The organism is Micromonospora sp. NPDC004336 (assembly GCF_053602615.1).
In genome coordinates this window covers 1-16,020 of record NZ_JBSGDY010000059.1, presented here as the reverse complement: position 1 = coordinate 16,020, position 16,020 = coordinate 1, and the positions used below count along the sequence as shown (strand labels likewise).

Annotated in this window: 14 protein-coding genes and 1 pseudogene; 6 read left to right on the top strand and 9 right to left on the bottom strand. The window is 76.4% G+C overall.

The features are described 5' to 3' along the window. Positions 1–24 precede the first annotated feature (24 nt). The gene (locus ACWENR_RS15115; protein WP_452277582.1) at positions 25–1,608 is read left to right on the top strand and encodes an alpha/beta hydrolase; all 1,584 of its coding nucleotides are present in this window, start codon (positions 25–27) and stop codon (positions 1,606–1,608) included. Here the strand turns inward: ACWENR_RS15115 and ACWENR_RS15110 are convergent. Next, entirely contained in the window at positions 1,535–2,047 is a 513-nt protein-coding gene (locus ACWENR_RS15110; protein WP_452277581.1) for a potassium channel family protein, read from the bottom strand. The two genes, ACWENR_RS15115 and ACWENR_RS15110, sit on opposite strands and share 74 nt — an antisense overlap. 73 nt (positions 2,048–2,120) lie before the next feature. Here ACWENR_RS15110 and ACWENR_RS15105 point away from each other — a divergent pair, with 73 nt between their 5' ends. Next, the gene (locus ACWENR_RS15105; RefSeq protein ID WP_452277580.1) at positions 2,121–2,573 is read left to right on the top strand and encodes an N-acetyltransferase family protein; all 453 of its coding nucleotides are present in this window, start codon (positions 2,121–2,123) and stop codon (positions 2,571–2,573) included. A gap of 136 nt (positions 2,574–2,709) precedes the next feature. Continuing rightward, complete coding sequence (locus ACWENR_RS15100) at positions 2,710–3,252, top strand: hypothetical protein (RefSeq protein ID WP_452277579.1); 543 nt, start codon at positions 2,710–2,712, stop codon at positions 3,250–3,252. Between the two features lie 175 nt (positions 3,253–3,427). On the opposite strand, the gene ACWENR_RS15095 is transcribed toward ACWENR_RS15100, so the two are convergent. The 4 genes from ACWENR_RS15095 to ACWENR_RS15080 all read right to left on the bottom strand — a co-directional run bounded on the left by ACWENR_RS15095 (position 3,428) and on the right by ACWENR_RS15080 (position 11,224). After that, positions 3,428–4,168, bottom strand: a complete 741-nt coding sequence (locus ACWENR_RS15095) for an ABC transporter ATP-binding protein (protein WP_452277578.1) — start codon at positions 4,166–4,168, stop codon at positions 3,428–3,430. A 106-nt stretch (positions 4,169–4,274) separates the two neighbouring features. After that, on the bottom strand, positions 4,275–5,270 hold the full coding sequence (locus tag ACWENR_RS15090; RefSeq protein WP_452277577.1) for an ABC transporter ATP-binding protein: 996 nt from the start codon (positions 5,268–5,270) through the stop codon (positions 4,275–4,277). A gap of 1 nt (position 5,271) precedes the next feature. After that, the gene (locus ACWENR_RS15085) at positions 5,272–7,989 is read right to left on the bottom strand and encodes an FtsX-like permease family protein (protein ID WP_452277576.1); all 2,718 of its coding nucleotides are present in this window, start codon (positions 7,987–7,989) and stop codon (positions 5,272–5,274) included. A gap of 40 nt (positions 7,990–8,029) precedes the next feature. Next, positions 8,030–11,224 (bottom strand): FtsX-like permease family protein, encoded by a 3,195-nt coding sequence (locus ACWENR_RS15080; protein WP_452277575.1) that lies wholly within the window; start codon positions 11,222–11,224, stop codon positions 8,030–8,032. Positions 11,225–11,527: 303 nt separating this feature from the next. Here ACWENR_RS15080 and ACWENR_RS15075 point away from each other — a divergent pair, with 303 nt between their 5' ends. Then, a complete protein-coding gene (locus ACWENR_RS15075; RefSeq protein WP_452277574.1) occupies positions 11,528–11,821 on the top strand; it encodes a DUF6793 family protein in 294 nt (97 codons plus the stop codon). A gap of 201 nt (positions 11,822–12,022) precedes the next feature. On the opposite strand, the gene ligD is transcribed toward ACWENR_RS15075, so the two are convergent. Continuing rightward, positions 12,023–13,048, bottom strand: coding sequence for a non-homologous end-joining DNA ligase (ligD, locus tag ACWENR_RS15070; protein WP_452277573.1), 1,026 nt, complete (start codon positions 13,046–13,048; stop codon positions 12,023–12,025). Positions 13,049–13,095: 47 nt separating this feature from the next. Between ligD and msrB the strand changes: the two genes are divergently transcribed. Further along, entirely contained in the window at positions 13,096–13,509 is a 414-nt protein-coding gene (gene msrB, locus ACWENR_RS15065) for a peptide-methionine (R)-S-oxide reductase MsrB (protein ID WP_452277572.1), read from the top strand. A gap of 182 nt (positions 13,510–13,691) precedes the next feature. On the opposite strand, the gene ACWENR_RS15060 is transcribed toward msrB, so the two are convergent. The 3 genes from ACWENR_RS15060 to ACWENR_RS15050 all read right to left on the bottom strand — a co-directional run bounded on the left by ACWENR_RS15060 (position 13,692) and on the right by ACWENR_RS15050 (position 15,497). Further along, on the bottom strand, positions 13,692–14,276 hold the full coding sequence (locus ACWENR_RS15060; protein ID WP_452277571.1) for a DUF305 domain-containing protein: 585 nt from the start codon (positions 14,274–14,276) through the stop codon (positions 13,692–13,694). Between the two features lie 68 nt (positions 14,277–14,344). Continuing rightward, positions 14,345–15,091, bottom strand: a complete 747-nt coding sequence (locus tag ACWENR_RS15055) for a lytic polysaccharide monooxygenase (RefSeq protein ID WP_452277570.1) — start codon at positions 15,089–15,091, stop codon at positions 14,345–14,347. A 130-nt stretch (positions 15,092–15,221) separates the two neighbouring features. Then, a complete protein-coding gene (locus ACWENR_RS15050) occupies positions 15,222–15,497 on the bottom strand; it encodes an isoamylase early set domain-containing protein (protein WP_452277569.1) in 276 nt (91 codons plus the stop codon). Between the two features lie 160 nt (positions 15,498–15,657). On the opposite strand from ACWENR_RS15050, the pseudogene ACWENR_RS15045 reads away from it, so the two are divergent. Further along, positions 15,658–15,912, top strand: a pseudogene (locus ACWENR_RS15045) (Prokaryotic metallothionein); the annotation flags it as partial. Positions 15,913–16,020: the final 108 nt, after the last annotated feature.

The following is a 16,020-nucleotide window of genomic DNA, read 5'->3' as shown; positions in this document are numbered from 1 at the left end:
CGACCCGACCACGGAGGCCCGCTCGTGACCCGCACTTCCGCCCGGATCCGCCGGTTCCGGCTCACCCTGGCCGGCCTGGCCGCCGTCGCGCTGCTCGTCGCCGGCTGCACCCTTCCGGCGTTCGCACCACGGACGGAGGCCGAGGGCGAGGCCGCCGCGCCGGGCACCGCGCCGACCTGGCGGGCCTGTCCGGAGGTGGCCGAGGACCTGGTCGGCCGGGGCGCGCCGAACATGCGCTACGAGTGCGCCCGGATCAAGGTGCCGCGCAACTGGGGCACGGGCGGCGGGGCCGCCGCCGGTCCGGGCGCCGGGCAGACCTTCGAGATCGCGCTGCTGCGGGCGCGGTCGAACGCGCAACGCGAGCGGATCGGCTCGCTGGTGGTCAACCCGGGCGGGCCCGGCGGCTCCGGGGTGGACACCGCGGTCTACCTCTCCTTCGGTGCGGCGTTCGGCGGCCTGCCCACCTCGATCACCGACCGGTTCGACATCGTCGGCTTCGATCCGCGCGGGGTGTCGCGGTCCAGCCCGGTGGAGTGCATCTCCGACGCCGACCTGGACGCCAACTTCGGCTACGACCCCGATCCGCGCAGCCAGCAGTCCTTCGACGGGTTCGTCGAGCTGAGCCGGCGGATCGGGCGCGGCTGCGGCGACCGCTACGGCGACCAGTTGCCGCTCTACGGCACCGAGCAGGCCGCCCGGGACATGGACGCGGTCCGCGCGGCCGTCGGCGACGACAAGCTGACCTACCTCGGCTACTCCTACGGCACCCTGCTCGGCGCAACCTACGCGCAGCTCTACCCGCAGCGGGTCCGGGCGCTGGTGCTCGACGGCGCGATCGACCCGAAGCAGAATCTGATCGCCGGTTCGGAGAGCCAGGCCAAGGGCTTCGAGCGGGCCTTCGGCAACTTCACCCGGTGGTGCGCCGCGAACGCCGGCCGCTGCCCGATCGCCCCGGACGCGCGGGCCGCGGTCACGTCGGCCATCGACAAGGCCCGGGTGTCCCCCGTGCGCGGGGACGACGGCCGGGAGGCCACCGCCGGCTGGGTCTTCTACGCGATCATCTCCTCGCTCTACACGGAGCAGGGGTGGCAGGAGCTGGCCGGCGCCATCGACAAGCTGGAGGGCGGCGACCCGGCGGACGTGTTCCGCCTCGCCGACGCGTACGCCGACCGGGAATCCGACGGGCGCTACTCGAATCTCTTCGACGCCAACCTCGCCGTCAACTGCGCCGACGAGGAGCAGAAGCCGAGCCGGGACGAGATCCGCCGGCTCCAGTCGCAGTGGCGCACGAAGTACCCGCTGTTCGGTCCGGCCCTGGCCGTCGGCATGCTCTCCTGCACGGAGTGGCCGGGCGGGCGCGACCCCTACCCGACGGGCCGGGCCGACGGGGCGCCGCCGATCCTGGTGGTGGGCACCACCGGCGACCCGGCGACCCCCTACGAGCAGACGGGCGAGCTGGCCGAGATGCTCGGCGTGGGCCGGGTGCTCACCTGGGAGGGCGAGGGGCACACCGCCTACCCGCAGACCTCCTGCATCACCAAGGCCGTCGACGCCTACCTGATCGACCTGACCGTTCCCCGGGAGGGCCTGCGCTGCCCGGCCCGCTGACCGGCCGCTCGGGCGGCAGGTCGGGCAGTTCGATGCCCTGCCGGAGGGCGATCTCCTCCAGCAGCGCCCGCATGCGGCGGACGTCGGCCTTGAGCTGTTCCTGCTCCTCGTGCTCGAAGGCGTCGTCGTCGACGATCAACTGGCTGGCGAAGTGCGCGGTGATCAGGGGGATGACCAGCAGCACCATGGTCGAGATGAGCAGGGCGGCGAGGGTGCGGCCCTGCCAGCTGACCGGCGAGATGTCGCCGTACCCGACGGTGGACGCGGTCACCACCGCCCACCAGACGGCGTCCGCCGGGCTGCGGTTCTCGACCTCGCCGTAGATGACGCCGGCCACCACGATCATCAGCAGGTAGGAGACGATCAGGGTCCGGGGCGAGTTGGCGAACCAGACCAGGCCCCGATAGACCCACCGGAACGGCAGCAGCAGGACGTCCATGAGGCACCATGCTGCCCCCCGCCGGCAAGCGCCGCCCGCGCATCGCTCCACGCCACTGTGTCACGCTGGCGGCATGAGCGAAGTGATCTTCCGCGAGGCCGTCCGGGCCGACCTTCCCGCAGTGCTCGCCCTGCTCGCCGACGACGTGCTCGGCAGGTCCCGGGACTTCACCGAGGTCGACGCCGCGTACGAGAAGGCGTTCGCCGACATCTCCGCCGATCCGCGCAACCAGTTCGTCGTGGCCGACGCCGGCGGCGAACTGGTCGGCTGCATGCAGCTCACGTACATTCCCGGCCTCAGCCGGCACGGCGCCGAGCGGCAGCTCGTCGAGTCGGTGCGGGTCCGCTCGGACCTGCGCGGGCAGGGGCTCGGCCGGCAGATGATGGTCTGGGCCGTTGACCAGGCGAAGCAGCGGGGCTGCGCCCTGGTGCAGCTCACCACGGACAAGTCCCGACCCGACGCGCAGCGCTTCTACGTCGGCCTCGGCTTCACCCCCAGCCACGAGGGCATGAAGCTCGTCCTCTGATCCCGGGCACGACCGCACGGTGGGTCCGAGACCGGCGCTCCCCCGTGCAGGGGAGCCGGTTCACCCACCGGTGGGGCGTCGGGCCGTCCTCGGCCGGCGAGGCTGGAGCAGCAGCCGCCGAGGAACGGAGTCCACCATGAGCATCGCGACCGCTGTCGCCCCCACCCCGCCGGATCGCGCCCGGGACGGCCGGCCGGCGCCGCGGTGGGCCGTGCGTACCGCGCACCTGATCCCCCTGGTCACCCTCCCGTCGGGGCTGTGGCGGGTCGCGCTGGTGCTCGGGGTGCCGATCGGCGCGTTCGTCGGCGGCGAGCCGGTCCGGGTGGGCGGCGGGGAGGCCGCGTACATCCTGTCGCTGTCCGTGGTCCAGGAGGCGCTGGCGCTGCTCTCGCTCGGGCTGGTCCGGCCGTGGGGCGAGGTGTTCCCGCGCTGGCTGCCGCTGGTCGGCGGGCGGCGCGTGCCGCCGTCGTTCGCCGAGGCCGCGGCCACCGCCGGCGGCGTCGCGCTCGTCCTGATCTGGGGGTACGCCGCGGCCGGTGTCCTCCTGCACGGCGACGAGATGGAGTTCTCCTCCGGCGGGATGGCGCTGTTGGTGGCCTGTTACGCCCCGCTGCTGCTCTGGGGTCCGCTGCTGCTCGCGCTCACCGTGGCCTACCACCGGCGGCGCTGCCGGAACTGAGCGCCCCCGCCCGACGCCCGGCCCGGTCGCCCCCGCCATCCCGGACGCCGAGGCGGGCCCGCGAAACCCGGCCGGTCGCCGCTGTACCCCGACGGCCGGGGCGGGCCCGCACCGCACGGGCGGACCCGCCCCGCCCCCGGTCAGCCGCCGGCCGAAGCGGCCGGACCCGGCCCGGTCAGCCGTCGACCAGGCGGCCGTCGCGGAGGGTGAGGACGCGGTCGGCGAGGTCGATCAGAGCCGGGTCGTGGGTGGCGACCAGCGCGGTCATCCCGCGCGCGTGCACCACCGCCCGGAGCAGGTCCATGATCGACCGTCCGGTCTCCGAGTCGAGCTGGCCGGTCGGCTCGTCGGCGATCAGCAGGTCCGGCTCGTTGACCAGGGCCCGCGCCACCGCCACCCGCTGCTGCTGACCGCCCGAGAGCTCGTACGGCCGCTGCGCGGCGTGCGCGCCGAGGCCGACCAGTTCCAGCAGCACCGCCACCCGCTCCTCCCGCTCGGCCGCCGGCACGCGCGCCAGCCGCAGCGGCACGCCCACGTTCTCGGCGGCGGAGAGGATCGGCACCAGCCCGAAGGTCTGGAACACGAAGCCGACGGTGCCGCGCCGCAGCTCCAGCAGCTCCCGCTCGCCGACGCCGGACACGTCGTGCCCGGCCACCACGATCCGGCCCGCGTCGGGCCGGTCCAGCCCGCCGACCATGTTCAGCAGGGTGGTCTTGCCCGCCCCGGACCGGCCCCGCACGGCGACCAGTTCGCCCCGCCCGGCCGAGAACGACACGTCCCGCACGGCGTGCACCGCGTGCTCGCCGCGGCCGAACGTGCGGCTGACCCCCTCGACCCGGACCACCTCGTCGGTGACGGTGGCTGCCGTCCCCGTCCCGCCGGGTCGCCCGTCCGTCACCACGTCCCGCTCGCTCATGATCCCGCCCCGCTGTGCTCGGCGCGGCCGACCGACTCGGCCGCGTGGTACCGACTCGCTTCCCGGAGCGCGAGGCGCTCCCGACCGACCTGCGTTCCAGGCCCGCTCACCGCGTGGCCTCCTCGTCCCGGGGGTGGTCGCCCGGCCGGACCTCCACGTGGTCCGGCTCCAGGTTGAGCCGGACCCGGTCCCGCAGCGACAGCGCGTCGACGAAGGCGGCCGGCAGCTGCATCCGGCCGGTGCGGTCCAGCACCGCGTACTCCTCGCTGACCAGATCGGTGCTGCCGTCCGCGGCGATCCGCGCGGTCCGACGTACCTCGGAGGCGGTCCGGCCGTCGCGGATCGCGACGGTCCGGCGGACCTGGCCGGCCACGGCGTGGTCGTGGGTGACCACCACGACGGTGACGCCCAGCTCGGCGTTGATGGTGCGCAGCGCCCCGAACACCTCGGCGCCGGTCGCCTCGTCGAGCTCGCCGGTCGGCTCGTCGGCGAAGAGCACCTCGGGATCGTTGGCCACCGCGACCGCCACCGCGCAGCGCTGCTGCTCGCCGCCGCTGAGCTGCCCCGGTCGCCGGTCGGCGCAGTAGCCCACGCCGACCATGTCGAGCAGCTCGCGGGCCCGCTCGCGGTGGGCCCGCCGCCCACCCCGCCGGCCGGCCAGCCGCATCGGCAACTCGACGTTCTCCCGCGCGGTCAGGTACGGCAGCAGGTTGCGGCCGGTCTGCTGCCAGACGAACCCGACCATGTCGCGCCGGTAGCTCAGCCGTCGCCGGGCGGAGAGGTTGAGCAGGTCGTAGTCCCCGACCCGGGCGATGCCGGCGGTGGGGGTGTCGAGCCCGGAGAGGATGTTGAGCAGGGTCGACTTGCCGGAGCCGGAGGCTCCCACGATCGCCACCAGCTCGCCCCGGTCGATGACCAGGTCGAGCCCCTGCAGGGCGACCACCTCCACCCCCTCGGTCTTGAAGATCCGGACCAGGCCGTCGCAGACGATGTGGCCGCGCAGCCGGTCCCGGCCGCCGGCCCGCTCCGCCGCGCGCTGGGCGGCCCGCTGTTGCAGGGCGGCCAGGTCGGGCGCCGCCGTGGTCTCCGCGGTTGCGGTCATGTCAGCTCTCCTCTCCGAGCCGGAGCACCTCGCCGAGGCGCATCCGGCGGTTGTTCAGGGCCTCGACGGCGACCGCGAAGCCGAGGGCGACCGCCCCGAGCGCGACGACCGCGGCCACCAGGCCGGGCTCGAACGACACCCGGACCTCGCCGCCGCCGGTGAAGGCGGACAGGCCGAGCACCGGGGTGAGCAGCAGCGGCAGCACCGCCCCGACCAGCGCGCCGGTGAGCACCGACACGCCCACCAGCGGGGCCAGCTCCACCAGCAGCAGCCCCCGCCACTGCCGGCGGGACAGGCCGAGGGTGCGCAGCCGGGACAGGACCTGGCCGCGCGCCCGGGCGCCGGCCAGCACCGTGAAGGCGATCGCGAGCAGGCCGAGCACCGTGCCGCCGGCCGCGCCGGCGACGAAGCCGAAGGCGAGCACCCCGTTCGCGCCGCCGTCGCCCAGCCGGCGGCGGGTCTCCGCCCAGGTGAGCACGTCGACGCCGCGCGGCCGCTCGCCGCCGGTCACCGCGCCGCCGCTCTGGTACCGGGACTGGCCCTCGTCGCCGACCCGGCGCAGCGCGTCGACGTCGAGGTCGTCGCCGGCCACCAGGAAGCCGGTCGGCACCGGGTCGGCCGCGCGGGCCGGGAGCGCCTGCGCGGGCAGGACGACGAACCGGTCGCTGTCCGGCCGCACCAGCGGGAAGCTCGCCGCCCGGTCGGCGACCCGGAACTCGTACCGCTGGCCCTGCACGGTGACGAAGGCCGAGCCGTCGAGTCCCGCCTCGGTCAGGTCCGCGGCGACCGCCGGGGAGACCACCGCGGGCAGCGGGCCGGTCCCGCCGGCCGGGGCGAGCAGCGCCTCGGGCACCGCCACGTCGACGCCCGCCGACCGGACGAGCCGCTCCAACGCGGGACCGTCGACCACCAGCACGCGCGCCGAGGCCATCCGGGCCGCGGTGCCGAGCCGGTCCACCGCCACCTGCTGCGCCGGCTCCTCCAGCAGCGGCGCCGCGGCCCGCACCCCGGGCAGCCGCTCCAGGTGGGCGCCGGTGTCCGGGGCGAGCCGGTCGCCGCTGATCAGCGCGTCGCCCGGCACGGTCCGGGTGGCGACCCGGTCCCGGCTGGACTCGATGCCGGCGGCGACCACCGCGCAGAACGCCGCGGTCGCCACGGCCAGCACCACCACGACCAGCGGGGTGGCCGCCGCCGAGCGCCCGGCCCGCGCGGTGCCGAGGAACGCGACGCTGCCGCGGGTACGGGCGGCGAGCCGGCTCACCAGGCGCAGCGGCCACGGGTACGCCCGCAGCGCCAGCACCGCCGCCGCCGCCGCGAGCAGCACCGGCACCGACACCAGCAGCGGATCGATCTCGCCGAGGGTCAGGCCGCGCCGCCGCAGCAGGAACACCGCCAGCGCGGCCAGCAGGAGCAGGAACATCTCCACGGTGAGCCGGCGGGCGGACGGGCGGAGGCGGATCAGGTCCCGGCGGGCCACCGCGCCGGCCGGCGCGGCGAGCAGGGTGGTCACCGGCAGGACCAGGACGGCCAGCACGACCGCCGCGACGAGCAGCGGCGTGGTGTTCCCGGCCGGCCCCGGCAGCAGCGTGCCGAGCAGCCAGCCCAGGAGGGCCGCCGGCAGGATCGCCAGCGCCGACTCGGCCAGGCTGCGCCGGGCGCCCGCCGTGGCCGCGCCGCCACGGGCGCGGAGCAGGACGTACTCGTCGCGCCGTCGCCGCACCGACAGCAGGGCGGCCAGTGCCATCAGGCCGGCCAGGGTGGCCAGGGCGCCGGCCGCGATGACGGCGAGGACGGTACGGGCGGCGGCCACGGCGGCGGCGAACTCCCGTAGCGGGATGTCGAAGCCCTGGACGAGGGCGCGGTCGGCGGGGGCCTCCCGGGACATCCGCTGGAGGCTGTCGATCGTCTCGGTCAGGTCCAGGATGCCGATGCCGTCGGCGGCCATCCGGTAGCGCCAGGTGAACCGCAGCGGCAGCCCGGCGGCGGCCATGGCGTCCAGCACGGCGGGCGTGGTCACCCCGACGCCGACGAACGGCTGGGCGTCACCGGGCGGCTCGACGACCTCCAGCAACGACGGCAGTCCGGCCCAGATCCCGTCGGCGGGGTCGACGGGCTCGTACACGCCGGCCACGACCACGGGGGTGACCACCTGCGGGCCGTCCGCGCCGGGCGGGCGGAGCACCAGCCGGCTGCCGGCCCGCACGTTGAAGCGCCTGGCGACCTGCGCGCTCAGCGCCACCGGCACCGGCTGGCCGGGCTCCCAGGTGTCGTCGGGCCAGTTCCCCTCGACGAGCCGGCCGGCATCGCCGACCCCGGGGGCGGCACGCAGGCCGAGGTCGACCAGGAGGTTCTTCGCCGCCAGGTCGGGGCCGGTCAGCCGGCGCGGGGCGTACTCCTCGGCGACGAACCAGCGCCGTTCGACCGCCTCCCGGACGCGGGGTGGCATGGCCGCCTGCAACGCGTCCAGCTCCCCTTGCCGCGCCTGCGTCAGGGAGCGGCCGTCGGGAACGGGCACCAGCGGCGGGCTGGTGTAGGTCAGGTCCCGCCGGGCGACCGGCTGGCCGGTCAGGTGCTCGCGCAGCCCCTGCTCGGCGAGGTGGTTGACGACCCGGGGCATCCCGCTGACCAGCAGCGTGACGATCAGGGTCAGCGCCGCGAGGAGCAGGAACTGCCCGCCGTACGCCCGAACCCGCCGGGCGACCGCGCCGATGCTCACCACGTTCCCGCCTCCCTCGTGGAGCTGCCTGCCTGCCGCCCGGTCACCGGTCTCCCCCGATCCGCAACTGCGCCACGGCCACCCGCTGCCGGATGCCGAGGGCGATGAACGCGCTGAAGGCGAGGGCCGCCAGCAGCAGGCCGAGCGCGGTCAGCCCGATCGGCGTCCAGGGCAGCACGAAGGCCGCCTCGGGCACCGGCCGGCCACCGGACGGCGTGAGGATGACCAGCGGCGCCATGGTGGCGCCCACCGCCGCGCCCAGCAGCAGCCCGACGCCGACGCCGATCCCGGCCAGGAAGGTCTGCTCGGCCAGCAGGGCCCGGGCCAGCAGCCGAGGGCTGGCGCCGAGCGTGTGCAGCACGGCGAACTCCCCCAGCCGGTGCCGGGCGGTGGCCCAGACGTCGACGACCAGCCCGACCAGGGCCAGCAGCACCGACCCGAGCGCCGCGGCGAACAGGCCGGTCCGGGCGCCCTGCCAGTACGGGTCGGCCGCCGCCCGCTCCGCCGTCGCCCGCCGGTCCAGCAGCGTGACGCCGGGCAGCTCGGTCGCCGCGCGTACGGCCGCGTCGTGCCCGCCCGCGTCCGTCCCGAGCCACCACTCCGACACCGGGCGCACCCCGCCGCGGTCCCGGATCAGCCAGTCCGTGGCCGCCGGGAGGTCCAGCAGCACGCCCTCGCCGGCCGTGGACGGCACCGCGTCCACCTCGCCGACCAGGGTCACCGGCACCGTCGCGCCGGACAGCGCGACGGTGACCGTGTCGCCGATCTTCAGGCTCAGCGCGTCGCGCACCCCCGGGGTCATCAGCGCGGGCACCGGCCGGTTCTCGCCGGCGGGCACCACGACGAGGCGGGAGGACGGCTGGAACGCGAACCGGCCGCCCGCGCGGAAGTCGACCTCCCGCTCGCCGCTCAGGCCGGTGGCGGTGGCCTTCGCGGGGGTCGGGGGTTCCTCGCCGCCGATGGTCACCCACTCGCCGGCGAGCGACGCCGGCCGGGCCGCGCCGTCGGCGCCGACCAGTCGCAGGTCGGCCACCTGCAGGCCGTACGCGCGCCCGAACGCGTCCCCGGCGTCGGCCTCGAACCCGGACAGCCGCACGACGCCGTCGACCTCGGGCAGGGCGACGGTGAACGGCACCGGCCGGCCGTCGCTGCCGCCGCTGCCCACCGGGAGGCGGAAGGTCAGCCCGTCCGCGCGGGTCAGCAGCACCCACACGGCGACCTGGTGCGGCCCGATGGCCTCGCGTACGGGCGTGCGCAGCGTGCCGGTCAGCGCGCGGGTGCCGGCGGGCAGGTCGACGCCGACCGGCGCGGCGCGCGCCCGGATCAGCCGGTCCAGCAGGGCCGGCACCGGCTCGCCGGCGAGCCGCTCGTTGAGCCGCAGCACGTCCTTCGCTCCCACCGGGTCGAGGCTCACCACGGTGGTCGGCAGGTCGGCGCGGCCGACGCGGATCTCGTCCCGCCACGCGGGCAGCGCCCGGTCGACCCCGGGCAGCGCGCCGAGCTGGCCGGCCCGGCCGTCGGGCGCGACGCCGGTGCGCTCGACCACCCGCAGGTCGGCGCCGACCCCGTGGTCGGCCTGGTCGGCCTGGGAACGTTCGCCCGTGGTCACCAGCGACCAGGCGAGGGTGCTGCCGCCGACGGCGAGCGCGAGCAGCAGCACCGGGCCGGCGTGCGGGCGACGGCCCGCCTGCCACATGCCGAACATGGTCGCCGTCCACGGCCGACGGTCGACGAACCGCTCGGCGAACCGGGTCGCGGGCGGCAGCAGCCGCAGCGCCACGACCGCGCCGGCCAGCACGCCCAGCGTCGGCGCGGCGACGAGCAGCGGGTCGACGCCGAGGCGTCCGCCGGCTCCGGTGAGCGGCGAGGAGTACTGGCGCAGCTGCACCCAGGCCAGCACCGCGAACCCGACGAGCACCAGGTCGAGGCTGGCCCGTTGCACGGTGGCGGCCCGGGTGGGACGGGACCGGGCCGCCATGTCGGCGACGTACGTGCCGGTCCCGCGCAGCGTGGGGGCGACCATCGCGACCAGACAGCCGACGGCGGTGGCGGCGGCCGCCGCCCAGACCAGGGTGGTGTCGCCGGGGACGAGCGCGAGCCCGGCCGGCCCGGCGGCGCCCACGCGTCGCAGCGCCTCGTCGGCGACCAGCGGCCCCAGCACGGCGGCCGGCAGGACGACGAGCGTCGCCTCCCGGGCGGCGAGGCCGGCCAGTTGCCGCCGCGCCGCGCCCCGGGCCCGCAGCAGGGCGGTCTGGGCCCGCCGGTCCTCGTGCAGCAGCGCGGCGACCAGCACCAGCGCGTACCCGCCGAGGACCACGATCAACAGCAGCGGCGTGGTCAGTGCGGAGCGGCCGACCAGGTCTGCCCGGGCGCCCCGGTCCAGCAGCCCGTCGATCGCGGTGACGAGCTGGGCGGAGGTGCCCAGGCCGGCCGCCTCGGGCACCTCGGCGGACGCGGCGGCCAGCGCCTGCCGCACGTCGAGCAGCCGACCGGCGCGGGCCGCCGCGGCGAGGTCCGGCTCGACCACCCAGGACGCCGACACCCCGCCCGGGTAGGTCGCCACGAAGTCGGCCGGGTCCAGCACGAACGGCCCGTACGAGGTGCCGGGGTCCGCCGTGCCGCCGGCGCCCACCCCCGGGGCCAGCCGCCAGTACGGGTCGGTCGGGTCGCGCGGGCGCCACGTCCCGGCGAGCACCACCTCGCTGGCCCGGTCGGACCTGCGGTCCAGCATCGGCACCCGGTCGCCGGCGGTCATGCCGAGCGCGGCGGCGACCTTCTCCGGCAGCGTCACCTGCACCGGGGTGGCCCCGGGGGCGGGCCAGGCGCCGCTGGTCAGCTCGGCGTGGCGGGGCAGGTCGTCGAGGGTGGCGAGGCTGGCGAAGATCGGGTCGTCGCCCTCGCGGACGACCGAGCCCAGGTCGCCGGTCAGCTCACGGCCGTCGCCGTACCGGCCGGCGTCGACGGTGACCGGCGCGCCGCCGAGACCCGCGGCGAAGCCGTCGCGGAGCGCCCGGTCCCGGGTGGCGAACTCGGCCGCGTCCCGGCCGGCCGCACCGGTCACCAGCAGGCTGCGCTCCTCCAGGGACGCCCCGGTGAGCAGGGCACGCTGGCCGGCCTCCACCGCCCGGCGGTTGTAGTCGGAGAGCCCGGTGACCAACGCGACCGCCACCAGGGCCGCGACCACCGCGGCGAGCAGCAGTCCCCGTGCCTCGCGGGCCCGCCTCCACACCAGCTTCATCCGACGCCCTCCCCTGGGCCCCTCGGGCCGACGATCAGGGAGAGCGGCCACGGGCCGGGAAAGGTTCGCGCCCGTTACATGATCGTTATCCGGCTGGCGGCGGGCGGGCCTCGCGGCTCGCGGCTCCCGCCGCCCGGGTTTGGCAGGGCCGGTTGGTACCGCGCCCGCCGCCGACGGCATGCGGGGCAGGGCCGGCCGGTGCGGCACCCGCCGCCGACGGCGTGCGGGGCACGGCCGCCGGTGCCGCCGGCCGGGCGCGGGTCTGCGGGCGGGCGGCTGGCGGCGCTGTGCTTCCATCGTCGGATGGAGATCGCCCTCATCGCCCTCATGGTCGGCGTCGTCGCGCTGCTCGCCGCGCAGCTGCCGGGCACCGCCCAGCAGGCCCGCACGGCCTACCGGCTCACCGAGATCGAGCGCCGGCTGCAGCTCGTGATGGACCACCTGGGGGTGGCGGACCAGTCGCCGGTGCCGCCGGAGGTCCGGGACCACCTGGCCCGGGGCGACAAGATCAAGGCCATCGCGGCGTACCGGAAGGCCACCGGCGCGGACCTGCGCTCGGCCAAGGAGGCCGTGGAGGCACTCGCCGGCGGACGGTGACGGCCACGCCGGCGTCCTCCTGCCCCGGGCGTCGTCCCCGCCTCCGGAACCGCCGTCTGCCGCCGCCCGGCGCGGCGACCCGGCCCGCCGACGCCGCGGGCGACCCGGCGACGCGGCGGGCGACCCGGCGACGCGGCGGGCGACCCGGCGACCCGCGACCGGGCGCCACGCCCCAGGGCGGGACCGGAACGCCCCGGCCGCTCAGCGGGGGCGTTCGCGGTCCTTGGAGGGCTGCACCCGCTTCGGCTCGCCGGGCATCTTCGGGTGGTCCGGCGGGTACGGCATGTCGCCCTGCCCGCCCGCGGCGTCGCGGTCGGCCCACTCCAGCAGCGGGGTGATGTCCCACGCGGCGTCGTCGATGCCGGCGTGCGGATCGCCCCGCTCGGCCAGCCGGGCCGGGACGGTGCGCAGGTCGAAGTCGTCGGGGTCGACGTCGGGCAGCTCGTCCCAGGTGACCGGGGTGGAGACGGTGGCGCGACCGTTGGCCCGCAGCGAGTATGCGCAGGCGATCGTGCGGTCGCGGGCCATCTGGTTGTAGTCGACGAAGACGCGGCTGCCCCGCTCCTCCTTCCACCAGGCGGTGGTGACCAGCTCCGGCCGCCGCCGTTCCAGCTCCCGGGCCAGCGCGATGGTCGCCCGGCGCACCTCGGTGAACGTCCAGCGCGGCGCGATCCGCAGGTAGACGTGGACACCGCGGCCGCCCGAGGTCTTCGGCCAGCCGGTGACGCCCAGCTCGTCGAGGAGCCCGCGCAGCTCCCCGGCGGCGGCGACCGCGTCGGCGAAGTCGGTGCCGGGCTGGGGGTCGAGGTCGACGCGCAGCTCGTCGGGGCGGTCGACGTCGGCGGCGCGCACCGGCCACGGGTGGAACACGATCGTGCCCATCTGGGCGGCCCAGGCGACGTGGGCCAGGTCGGCCGGGCAGAGCTCCGCCGCGCTGCGGCCGCTGGGGAAGCTGATGGTGGCCGTCCGCACCCACGGCGGCACGCCCCGGGTCGGCACCCGCTTCTGGAAGAACATCTCCCCCTCGACGCCCTCGGGGAAGCGCTGCAACGTGGTCGGTCGGTCGCGCAGGGCGCGCATGATGCCGTCGCCCACCGCCACGTAGTAGTGGAAGACGTCGGCCTTGGTGAAGCCGCGCTGCGGGAAGATGACCCGCTCCGGGCTGGTCAGTCGTACGGTGTGCCCGGCCACCTCGATCTCTTCGGCCGCGGCCTTCGTGCCACCCATTGCGCGACCATATGCCACACCCCCGACGTCCGACGTACCGTTGGCGGGTGAGTCTTGACGAGAGCGAACTGCCCCGCACCGAGGAAGAGTGGCGGGTCCGGCTCAGCCCCGAGGAGTTCCGGGTGCTGCGGGAGGCCGGCACCGAGCGCCCGTGGACGGGCGAGTACGTCGACACGAAGACGCCTGGGATCTACCGCTGCCGGGCCTGCGGCGCGGAGCTCTTCCCGAGCGACACGAAGTTCGACTCGCACTGCGGGTGGCCCAGCTTCGACGACGCCCTCCCCGGGGCGGTCAAGGAGATCGAGGACCGCAGCCTCGGGATGAGCCGCACAGAGATCCGCTGCGCGCGCTGCGACAGCCACCTCGGCCACGTGTTCCGGGGCGAGGGCTTCACCCCGAAGGACACCCGGCACTGCGTCAACTCCGTCTCCATCCGGCTGGAGCCGCGCGCCGACGCCTGAGCCCCGCGCCCGGTGCGGCGACGGCCGCGCCCGGATCGGCGACGGCCGCGCCCGGTGCGCGGCGACGGCCGGGGGCACGGCGCGAGACACCGCCACCCGGGACGCGGAGCGGCACCGGCACCTGGGACGCCGCGCGAAACACCGGCGACCCGGGGCGTGGCGCAAACACCGGCGGCCGGAGGTCAGGTCCGCCTGTCCGCCGTCAGGTCGGCCATCAGGGCGACCTGGGCCGTGCGGGACCGCTCGACGCGGCCGGCGAAGTCGCGTACCCGCGGATCGGCGCCGACCTTCTGGTGCGCCCGGGCCAGGTCGGCCGCCGCCTCCTGGTGCGGCCGCAGCAGGTCGAGCAGGACGCGGTCGACCTCCCCGTCCCGGGCGGCCCGCAGGCGCGCCATCTCCTCGGGTGCGATGCCGTGCCCGCCGTGGTCGTGCCGGCGGACGGCCTCGGCGGCGGCCGGCCCGGCGTCCCGCAGCCAGCCGCGCATCGTGGCCAGCTCGTCGGTCTCGGTGGCCGCGATGGCGGCGACCAGGGTGCGCAGCTTCCGGTCGGTCACCCGGTCCCGGCCGAGCCGCACCACCTCCAGCGTCTGCTCGGTGTGCGCCGCCAGCGTGGCCAGGAAGACCACGTCCAGTCCGTTCATCGCGGTCCCGCTGGTCGCGGCCGTCGTCGACGGCGCGGCGGCGGGCGACGCGGGTGCGGTCGGCGCGGCGCAGGCGGGGACCAGCAGCAGGGCGGCGAGCAGGGCGACCGTGCGCAGCCGTCGCATGGCGTACTCCGATCCACGGCGGGGTGACGGGTGCGGCCGACGCCGGCGGGCGGGCCGCACCCGTCCGGTCAGACCTGGGTCCAGAGCGCCGGCACGTAGGGCGGCTCCCAGCCGGGGATGGCGGTGTGCGCCTGCCGGCAGCGGTACGTCGCCCCGCCGTAGGTCACCTGGTCGCCGGCCTGGTACGCCTGGCCCGCCGCCCACGTGCCGCCCGGCGCGGGCGGGGTGGTCGGGGCGGCGGTGGGGGTCGGGGTGGGCGACGGGCCGGGCGGCGTCGAGGTCGGGGTGGGCGACGGGCCGCCGCCCCCGCCCACCTGGAGGTCGACGCAGGAGTAGAAGGCGTTGGCGGTGTCGGCGATGTTCCACACGGCCAGGACCTTCTGCCGCCCCGACCAGCCGCCCAGGTTGACGGTGTGCGAGACCGTGGCCCCCGGCTGCTGCCCGCCGCCGTTGAAGACCGCGACGCGGGTCGAGCCGATGAAGTACTCCCAGTTGCTGGTGGCGTGCCGGGCGGTATTGGTCCAGGTGAAGGTCACCGAGGAGCCCACCGAGGTGGCGGGCCAGCCGCGGCTGTCGTCGTTCAGGACGGCGAAGTGGGAGATTCCGGCGTGGCAGCTGCGCAGCCCCTTCGGGCCCTCCACGCTCTGCGGCTCGTACTTGATCTGCCCGCAGTCGGGGACCCGGCCCTGGGCGCAGAGCGCCTGACGGCTCGGCGGCCCGGAGACGTAGCCGTGGGCCTGGGCGGGCGCCGCGACGGCCAGGGCGGAGACGACGGCGCCCGTCGCCACGAGCGGAATCGTGATTCTTCGGCGCATGGTGGCAGCTCCTCTGCAGGTGGGGCTGGTGAGGTGCCACCCAACATAAATTAAACCTTGTTAACAGTAAAGACTCTTGTCGATAAATCCAGTGCCGGTCGCGCCCCGGCCGGCGCGGGAGCAGCGGGCGTCACAGGAGCAGCAGGCTGCCCCGCTCGTCCACCCGGTCGGCGGACTCGTCGTCCAGCCACACGCCGCCGCTGGCGAGGTAGCGGAAGCGGTACTCCCCCGGCCCGAGTCGCACCGTGACCGTACGGGTGCCGTCGCGGCGCGGCATCAGCTCGTGCCGTCCCGGCTCCCACCCGTTGAAGCAGCCGACCACGCTGACGGCGCCGGGCGGGGTGTCGCGGGGCAGGCTGAAGGTGACCCGGGTCTGGTTGCCGAAGAGCTTGTTCCGCTTGATCATGTCGAGTTCCTCCGGGGCGTCGCGCGGTCACCGGGTACAACGCCCGACACGCCGGGGGCGACACGCCGCCCGGGTCGGTCCCGGTTGCCCGTTCCGCCCGACGCAGCCGCGCCCGTGCCGCAGGCTGGGGGAAACGTGTCCTGTTCCGGGGGGTTATGTCGTGGCAACCTGCGAGGTCTGCGGTAACGACTACTGGATGGCGTTCGAGGTGCGGACCGTCAGCGGCGACGTCCACACGTTCGACTGCTTCGAGTGCGCGGTGCACAAGCTGGCGCCGATCTGCGAGCACTGCCAGATCAAGATCGTCGGCCACGGGGTGGAGGTGTCCGGCCGGTTCTTCTGCTGCGCGCACTGCGCCCGGGCCGAGGAGGGCGCCCAGGGCGCCGAGATCCGCGACGCGGTGGGCGCCCGCCCCCGGGGTGCCGGGGGGGGGGCCCCGGCCGTTTGCCCCCGGGGAACCAGTCCCGGGGGGGCGCGGGCGCCCCGCCCGGGGCCCCCCCCCCCCCCCCCCGGGCGCGGAACA